Genomic DNA, 8,061 nt, shown 5'->3' with positions numbered 1-8,061 from the left:
CGCCCACGGCCAAAAGGTGCAGTCCGCCGGATCCAACATGGCCTCCACCGACTCCGCCGTCGGCTCCAGCTGGGCCTGACCGCCACCACGACGGTGGCCCGCACACCATCCGGTGTGCGGGCCACGTCATTGTCCGGGCTATCCGGCGATCGGCGAGTGGGGGAGCATCGCGGAGCGCATCCCGATTCGCTGCAGAGCGCTGTCGGCATCGCGGCCGGCCAGGTTCGGGAAGCTGATCCTGGGCATGCTCGAAGCATGCGTCGACACCGTCTGTACGGTGCCCATGGTGCCGGCCGGCAACGGCATTGCGTTGGCAGCGCCCACGGATCCCGGCGAGGCGACGGTCCCGGCCCAGCCCTGCGGCACCGACAACCCGCCGATCGGGGCGGCGTTGCCTACGCTCGCCGCCACCCCGGTGGCACCCACCCCGCTCACCGGGCTGAACTCGCCCAGCGGGCTGAACCCGGCGAGCGGGCCCACGCCGCCCAGGCCTACAGCGGGGCCGAGGCCGAGGGGCGCCTCGGCTTCCTGTAACCCAGTGACCCCGGCGAAGTCGAGTCCCAGCCCGCCGAAGTCCGTACCGAGGCCGCCGACGTCGGTGCCCAGACCCGCCCCGTCCGCGCCGACCCCGGCCAGCAGGCCGTTTCCCAGCCCGTTGAAAGCGCCCTGACCCGCGCCGGATGCGGACGCTCCGGCACCGGCGCCCTTGACAACGCTTTTGGTCGACGCCCCGGTCAGTCCCGAGAGCGCACTGACCGGCCCATAGCTGGCTGACGTGGCTGACGTGGCCGCCGACGTTCCGGCGCCCAACGCCGCCTGCGAGAGGCCGGACCCCGAGGTGCCCCCGGCGTGACCCACCGCGGCGGCCTGCGCGGCGCGTCCGCCCGCGTTGGTGGTCTGCGGCGCCGGCGAGAACGGCCGCAGTGTCGCGGCGGCCGCCGAGCTCGCGGCGTAGTCGTACATCGCGACGGCGTCCTGTGCCCACATCTGCATGTAGTGGGCCTCGGTGGCCATGATCGCCGGGGTGTTCTGGCCGAGAACGTTCGTCGCGACCAGCGCGGCCAGCTGGGCGCGGTTGGCGGCGATCACCGGCGGCGGCACCGTCATCGCGAACGCCGCCTCGTAGGCGCTTGCCGCCGCCCGGGCCTGGCCGGCGGTCTGTTCGCTGAGCGCGGCGGCGCTCGTCATCCACGTCAGGTACGGCGTCGCGGCGGCCGACATCGCCGTCGACGACGCGCCTCGCCACGCCTGGGCGGCCAGTCCGGCGACCACCGAGCCAGCGGAAGCCGCCGCGCGATCCAGCTCCGCGGCCAGATCGCCCCAGGCCGCCGCGGCGGCCAGCATCGATCCTGCCCCGGGCCCGGCGTAGATGCGCGCGGAGTTGATCTCCGGAGGTAACGCTCCGAAATCCACTTCATGTCCCTTTCTTGTGTTAGTCCTTGTGTTAGATGGACGCGACCGTGGTGGCGTGTGCACGACCATCCCCGGCCGCCGCCGTCCGCAGACCGGGATGCGCCGTGACATACGTCACGAAAGACATTGCAATTCATACCTTCTTCGCAGCGCCACAGAGTGAACTCTTAACCTTTTGGGGCGCAACAGGATACGTACCTATCGTCGCCGATCCAGTTGGATTTAAGGTCAACTACCATGTACCAGAGTATTTTTCGGCTCTGGGCGATCTCAAGCATGTCGGCGTCCTCCATAGAGAACGCATATCTCGTCGGGCTCGCCGGTGTCCGGCCGGGGCGAAAAAATTTGAGAACGCTATGAGCTCCGTGACAACCCGGTGTACGGCTGGGAGAATCAGAGAGACATGTCATCACCCTCGGGTCAGGCGCGCGACCAGCGGCCCCGCCGGGCCATCCTCGGGCAACTGCCGCGCATCCACCGTCCCGACGGATCACCGATCCGGGTTTTGCTGGTCGACGACGAACCGGCGCTGACCAACCTGGTCAAAATGGCGCTGCACTACGAGGGCTGGATCGTCGACATCGCCCGCAACGGCCGCGAGGCCGTCGCCACGTTCGACGAGATCGGTCCCGACGTGCTGGTCCTGGACATCATGCTGCCCGACATCGACGGACTGCAGATCCTGCAGCGGATCCGCGAATCGGACGGCTACACCCCCACCCTGTTCCTCACCGCGCGGGACTCGGTGATGGACCGGGTCGCCGGCCTGACCGCGGGTGCCGACGACTACATGACCAAACCGTTCAGCCTCGAGGAGCTGGTCGCCCGGTTGCGGGGCCTGCTGCGCCGCTCCGCTCAGCAGGCCCCGCCGGCTGCGGACGTTCTGCGGGTCGGCGACCTTGCGCTCGACGGCGCCAGCCGCGAAGTCACCCGCGCCGATGCCCCGATTTCGCTGAGCTCGACCGAGTTCGAGCTGCTGCGTTTCCTGATGCGCAATCCGCGCCGTGCGTTGAGCCGCAGCGAAATCCTGGACCGGGTCTGGAACTACGACTTCGCCGGGCGCACCGGTATCGTCGACCTTTACATCTCCTATCTGCGCAGAAAGATCGACGCCGGCAGAGCGCCGATGATCCACACCGTGCGTGGCGTGGGGTACATGCTGCGCCCCCCGCAATGACACCGGCCGGCAGCCCATCGTGGTGGCGGCCCCGGACGGTGCGCCAGCAGCTGCTGCTGGGCGTAGCCACGGTTGTCAGCCTGGTGGTGGTCGCGGTCGGCGTCGTATCGTTGCTGAGCTTGCGTGGCTACGTCGTCTCGATGGTCGACGCCGAGGTCGCCGAATCTCTCGACGCACTGAGCCACTCCTACACCAGATACCGCAGTGGTGAGGCGACGCATTCCGATTCGCCCGTCGAGCAGGCGATGCTGAAATTCACCGGGCAGACGCCCGGAAACCTCGTCGCGGTGCTTCGCGACGGGCGTGTGGTCGGTTCGGCCGTGTTCTCCGAGGACGAGCCGCGGCCCGCGCCTCCCGACGTGGTCCGCGACATCGAAGCGGGGTCGTGGACCGACGGCCCGACACGTACCGACGATCTGGGCAGCCTGGGGCCGCATCGCGTGGCCAGCCGGGCCGACGGGAACGACCGTCTGATTGTCGGCGTGTCGCTGGATCTCGCGAACCGGGTCGTCTCTCACAGAATCGTCACCACAGCAGCGCTTTTCGCATTCGCACTGCTGGTCACCGCGGGGCTGACGCTGTCGGTGGTCGGTTACGCGCTGCGGCCGCTGCGCCGGGTGGCCGCGGCCGCCGCCGAGGTCGCCGGCATGCCTCTGGTCGGCGACGAAGAGCAGCGGATCACGGTCCGGGTCCGACCTCAGGACACCGACCCGGCCAACGAGGTCGGCATCGTCGGACACACGCTGAACCGGTTGCTGGACAACGTCGATGGCGCGCTGGCGCATCGCGCCGAATCCGACCGCCGGATGCGGCGGTTCATCACCGACGCCAGCCACGAACTGCGCACGCCGCTGGCAGCGATCCAGGGCTACGCCGAGCTGACCCGGCAGGACAGCTCGGCGCTGCCGCCGACCACCGAGTACGCGCTGGCCCGCATCGAGTCCGAGGCGCGGCGGATGACGTCGCTGGTCGACGAACTGCTGCTGCTGTCGAGGCTGAGTGAAGGCGAGGATCTGCGCACCGAGGACGTCGACCTGGGCGACGTCGTCGTCAACGCGGTCAACGATGCGACGGCGGCGGCGCCTACCCACCGGTGGCGCACCGACCTTCCCGACGAGCCGGTGTGGATCCGGGGTGACCGCGACCGCCTGCACCAACTGATCAGCAATCTGCTGAGGAACGCATGGGTCCATACCCCGCCGGGAGTCACGGTGAAGACGGCGATCGCGGTGCACCAGCCCGGCGCGGACGGGGCGTACGCGGAACTGACGGTCAGCGACGACGGGCCCGGCATCGACCCGGAGCTCATGCCGCACCTGTTCGAACGATTCGTGCACGCCGACACGTCGCGCTCCGAGGGGTCCGGGAACGGTCTGGGACTGGCGATCGTCGCCTCGATCGTCACCGCGCATCGCGGTACGGTCGGCGCCGAATCCGGTGGCGGCCGCACCGTTTTCCGGGTGCGACTGCCGATGGTCGAGCGGACGGCCGGCTAGCGCGGGTCACCGGGCGTGTTCGGTGAGCCGCGGGTCAACGTGCTGCAACTGAATATCGCACTGGATCGGCGGCACCCGCTCACTGGTGGATGATGGTCAGGTGAGCGTCGCCGACCATCGCCGTACACGCGGGGAGTTGCGCGTCTACCTGGGCGCGGCCCCCGGCGTCGGCAAGACGTACGCGATGCTCTCCGAGGCGCACCGAAGGCTGGAACGCGGCACCGACCTGGTGGCGGCCGTGGTCGAGACGCACGGACGCCGCAAAGTCGCCGAGCTGCTGGAGGGAATCGAGGTCATCCCGGGCCGGGCTATCGACTACCGCGGCAGCCGCTTCACCGAGCTCGACGTGCCCGCCGTGCTGGCCCGAAATCCACATGTTGTGCTGGTCGACGAGCTCGCCCACACCAACGTGCCGGGCAGCAGGAACCACAAACGATGGCAGGACGTCGAGGAACTGCTCGACGCCGGTATCACGGTGATCTCCACGGTCAACATCCAGCATCTGGAGAGCCTCAACGACGTCGTCGCGCAGATCACCGGCGTCGTCCAGCAGGAAACGGTGCCGGATTCGACTGTGCGGCAGGCCGCGCAGATCGAGCTCATCGACATCGCGCCGGAAGCGTTGCAGCGCAGACTCTCCCACGGCAACGTCTATGCCCCGGAGAAGATCGATGCCGCACTGTCCAACTACTTCCGCAGCGGAAACCTCACCGCGCTAAGGGAACTCGCGCTGCTGTGGCTGGCCGACCAGGTCGACGCCGCGCTGGCCAAATACCGGGCCGACAAGAAGATCACCGACACCTGGGAAGCCCGGGAGCGGGTGGTGGTGGCGGTCACGGGCGGCCCGGAGTCCGAGACGCTGGTGCGGCGGGCGTCGCGGATCGCGACGAAATCCAGCGCGGAGCTGATGGTGGTGCACGTGCTGCGCAGCGACGGGCTCACGTCGGGGACGCGGATCACCAAGATCCGCGAGCTGGCGAACAGCCTGGATGCCTCGCTGCACATCGTCGCCGGTGACGACGTGCCCTCCGCACTTTTGGATTTCGCCCGCGAGATGAACGCCACCCAGCTGGTGATCGGCACGTCCCGGCGGTCACGGTGGGCGCGCATCCTCGACGACGGCATCGCCGCGCGGGTGATCCAGCGATCCGGCACGAGCGACGTGCACGTCGTGACCCACGAGGAGTCCGCTCGCGGTTTCCGCGCGGCGCCGCTCTCCCCCCGGGAACGGCGAGCCGTCTCCTGGCTGGCGGCACTCGTCGTGCCGACCGTCATCTGCGGTATCGCAGTGGGTGTGCTGGACCGCATACTTGGCATCAGCGGCGAAAGCGCGCTGTTCTTCGTCGGCGTTCTGCTGGTGGCCTTGCTGGGAGGTATTGCCCCGGCAGTGCTTTCGGCGCTGCTGTCGAGCCTGTTGCTGAACTACTTTCTGACCAATCCGCGGCACACGTTCGCCATCGCCGATCCCGACGCCGCGGTCACCGAACTGGTTCTGCTCTTCGTGGCCGCGGCGGTCGCCGCCTTGGTCGACGGCGCGGCCAAACGGGCCCGGGAGGCCGGGCGGGCAGCCCGGGAGGCGCAACTGCTCACACTGTTCGCGGGGTCGGTGTTGCGCGGCGCGGACCTCGAGACGCTGCTGGAGCGGGTGCGCGAGGCATACTCCCAGCGCTCGGTCAGCGTGCTGCGGGAGACGTCCGACGCGGGCGAGGTTGTCGCCTGTGTCGGCGCAACCCCCTGTGCCAGAGTCGATTCCGCCGACACCGCGATCGAGGTCGGTGACGACGAGTTCTGGATGCTGCTGGCCGGCCGCAAACTGGCCGCCCGAGACCGCCGGGTGCTGTCCGCGGTGGCCAAACAGGCCGCGGGCCTGATCCGGCAACGCGAGTTGGCCGAAGAGGCCGGCCGGGCTCACGCCATCGAGCAGGCCGACGAACTGCGACGCTCCCTGCTGGCGGCGGTCAGCCACGACCTGCGCACGCCGCTTGCGGCGGCCAAGGCGGCAGTGTCGAGCCTGCGCGCGGAGGACGTCGCCTTCTCGCCCGACGACACCGCCGAATTGCTGGCCGCCGCCGAGGAATCCATCGACCGGCTCACTGCTTTGCTGGGCAACCTGCTCGACTCGTCCCGGCTGGCGGCCGGGGTCGTCCGGCCCGAACTGCACCGCGTGTACCTGGAGGAGACCGTGCAGCGCGCATTGGTCAGCATCGGCAAGGGCGCCACCGGCTTCTTGCGATCCGGCCTGGACCGCATCAAGGCCGACGTCGGCGGAACGGTGGCGCTCGCCGACCCCGGGCTGCTGGAACGAGTGCTGGCCAACCTGATCGACAACGCGCTGCGCTATGCACCTCACAGCGTGATCCGGGTCAACGCCGGACAGGTGGGCGACCGCATCCTGATCAACGTCATCGACGAAGGCCCCGGAATCCCACACGGCAGCGCGGACCAACTGTTCGAACCGTTTCAGCGGCTCGGCGATCGCGACACCACGAGCGGCGTGGGCTTGGGCCTGTCGGTGGCGCGGGGCTTCGTCCAGGCGATGGGCGGCACGATCCAGGCGACCGACACCCCCGGCGGTGGACTCACGATGATCGTGGATCTGGCTGCGCCGCAGCAGGAGCGGCATCCGTGACCCGCGTGTTGGTGATCGACGACGAGCCGCACATTCTGCGCGCGCTGAAGATCAACCTGTCGGTGCGCGGCTACGAGGTGATCACCGCAGCGACCGGCGCGGGTGCGCTGCGGGCGGCTGCCGAACGCCGCCCCGACGTAGTGGTCCTCGACCTCGGCCTGCCCGACATCTCCGGTATCGACGTGCTGGCCGGGTTGCGCGGCTGGCTCAACGCACCCGTCATCGTGCTGTCGGCGCGGACCGATTCGTCGGACAAGGTCGGAGCGCTGGACGCCGGCGCCGACGACTACGTGACCAAGCCGTTCGGCATGGACGAGTTCCTGGCCCGGCTGCGCGCGGCGGTGCGCCGAAACTCCGCCGCATCGGAGATCGACCAGCCGGTGGTCGAAACCGCCTCTTTCACCATCGATCTCGCCGCAAGGAAGGTGACCAAGAACGGCGCCGAGGTGCACCTGACACCCACCGAATGGGGCATGCTGGAAGTGCTGGCGCGCAATCGTGGCAAACTTGTGGGTCGCGAGGAGCTGCTCAGGGACGTGTGGGGCCCGGCGTATACGACCGAAACCCATTATCTGCGTGTCTATTTGGCACAGCTACGGCGCAAACTCGAGGACGACCCGTCGCATCCCCGGCATCTGCTGACCGAGGCAGGCATGGGCTACCGGTTCGAGGTGTGAACCACGGCTGCTGTCACATCTGCCCCACCCGTACCCGCGCCGAGGGAATGCGCCGTGTGCCCGCCTTCGAGCGACAATCGGGCTGCCGCGCGTAACGCCCGCACGCGCCTGTGGATCCGGTATTCGGTGGAGCGCGGCATCCATGCGGGTCCGTATCGGCCGCGTCCGCGCCGAAAAACCCTGCCGTGCTCGACCTCCCAGCGCAGCGCGTCCGACACGGTCTTCGACGCCCGCCCCCGAATGGAAAAACCCTGCCGGGTAAGCGCATCGACCATGTCGGCGATGGACGCCGGTCCGCTGTCGAACAGGTACATCGTGACCACGTAGCGAAGCTCGATTCCATGAAGTTGCATCGCCGAAGGGTCCCACCCCGGTCTGACATCGACCGCGCCGGACCGGCCCGCCGGAGTCCATCATCCCCAGGGCCCGCCCTCCCTGACCTGACTTGGCTCACGATTCGCGGTTTGTGGTCGCTGCAGCCCGCTGAGCTACCGAATGGCGTGAACGCACCGTTGAGCCTGCCGGGCGGCCGCTCAGCCGGCAGCACCTGCGCGCGAAGCGACAACTCGGAACTACGTTGCCGCGCAACACACCTCAAACGCCGTTGGTGCCGTCGCGAGCCGACCGCCACCCAGGTCCCGACCGCCACCCAGGTCCCGACCGCCACCC

5 protein-coding genes and 2 pseudogenes are annotated in these 8,061 nt (G+C 68.9%); 5 read left to right on the top strand and 2 right to left on the bottom strand.

The window, feature by feature from the left end; translation table 11 throughout:
* Positions 1–79 (top strand): annotated as a pseudogene (locus ABDW21_RS15260) (type VII secretion protein EsxI); the annotation flags it as partial.
* Positions 80–138: 59 nt separating this feature from the next.
* Here the strand turns inward: ABDW21_RS15260 and ABDW21_RS15255 are convergent.
* A complete protein-coding gene (locus tag ABDW21_RS15255; RefSeq protein ID WP_343710664.1) occupies positions 139–1,413 on the bottom strand; it encodes a PPE family protein in 1,275 nt (424 codons plus the stop codon).
* A gap of 403 nt (positions 1,414–1,816) precedes the next feature.
* Here ABDW21_RS15255 and ABDW21_RS15250 point away from each other — a divergent pair, with 403 nt between their 5' ends.
* The 4 genes from ABDW21_RS15250 (at position 1,817) to ABDW21_RS15235 (ending at position 7,392) form a co-directional block, all read left to right on the top strand.
* Entirely contained in the window at positions 1,817–2,590 is a 774-nt protein-coding gene (locus tag ABDW21_RS15250) for a response regulator transcription factor (protein WP_343602869.1), read from the top strand.
* Entirely contained in the window at positions 2,587–4,086 is a 1,500-nt protein-coding gene (locus ABDW21_RS15245; protein WP_343602871.1) for a HAMP domain-containing sensor histidine kinase, read from the top strand. The genes ABDW21_RS15250 and ABDW21_RS15245 overlap by 4 nt, the downstream gene beginning before the upstream one ends.
* A gap of 82 nt (positions 4,087–4,168) precedes the next feature.
* Complete coding sequence (locus tag ABDW21_RS15240) at positions 4,169–6,715, top strand: sensor histidine kinase KdpD (protein WP_343602875.1); 2,547 nt, start codon at positions 4,169–4,171, stop codon at positions 6,713–6,715.
* Complete coding sequence (locus tag ABDW21_RS15235) at positions 6,712–7,392, top strand: response regulator (protein WP_343710663.1); 681 nt, start codon at positions 6,712–6,714, stop codon at positions 7,390–7,392. Before ABDW21_RS15240 ends, ABDW21_RS15235 begins: the two co-directional genes overlap by 4 nt.
* 77 nt (positions 7,393–7,469) lie before the next feature.
* Here the strand turns inward: ABDW21_RS15235 and ABDW21_RS15230 are convergent.
* Positions 7,470–7,745: pseudogene (locus tag ABDW21_RS15230) on the bottom strand (hypothetical protein); the annotation flags it as partial.
* Positions 7,746–8,061 lie beyond the last annotated feature (316 nt).

It is taken from the genome of Mycobacterium sp. (assembly GCF_039583805.1).
Taxonomy (GTDB): domain Bacteria; phylum Actinomycetota; class Actinomycetes; order Mycobacteriales; family Mycobacteriaceae; genus Mycobacterium.
This window is presented reverse-complemented; position numbering and strand designations above follow the sequence as displayed.

Excerpts from the sequence above, each read along its gene's own strand:
- ABDW21_RS15250 (WP_343602869.1), top strand. The coding sequence starts at position 1,817 with ATGTCATCACCCTCGGGTCAGGCGCGCGACCAGCGGCCCCGCCGGGCC.
- ABDW21_RS15245 (WP_343602871.1), top strand. The coding sequence starts at position 2,587 with ATGACACCGGCCGGCAGCCCATCGTGGTGGCGGCCCCGGACGGTGCGC.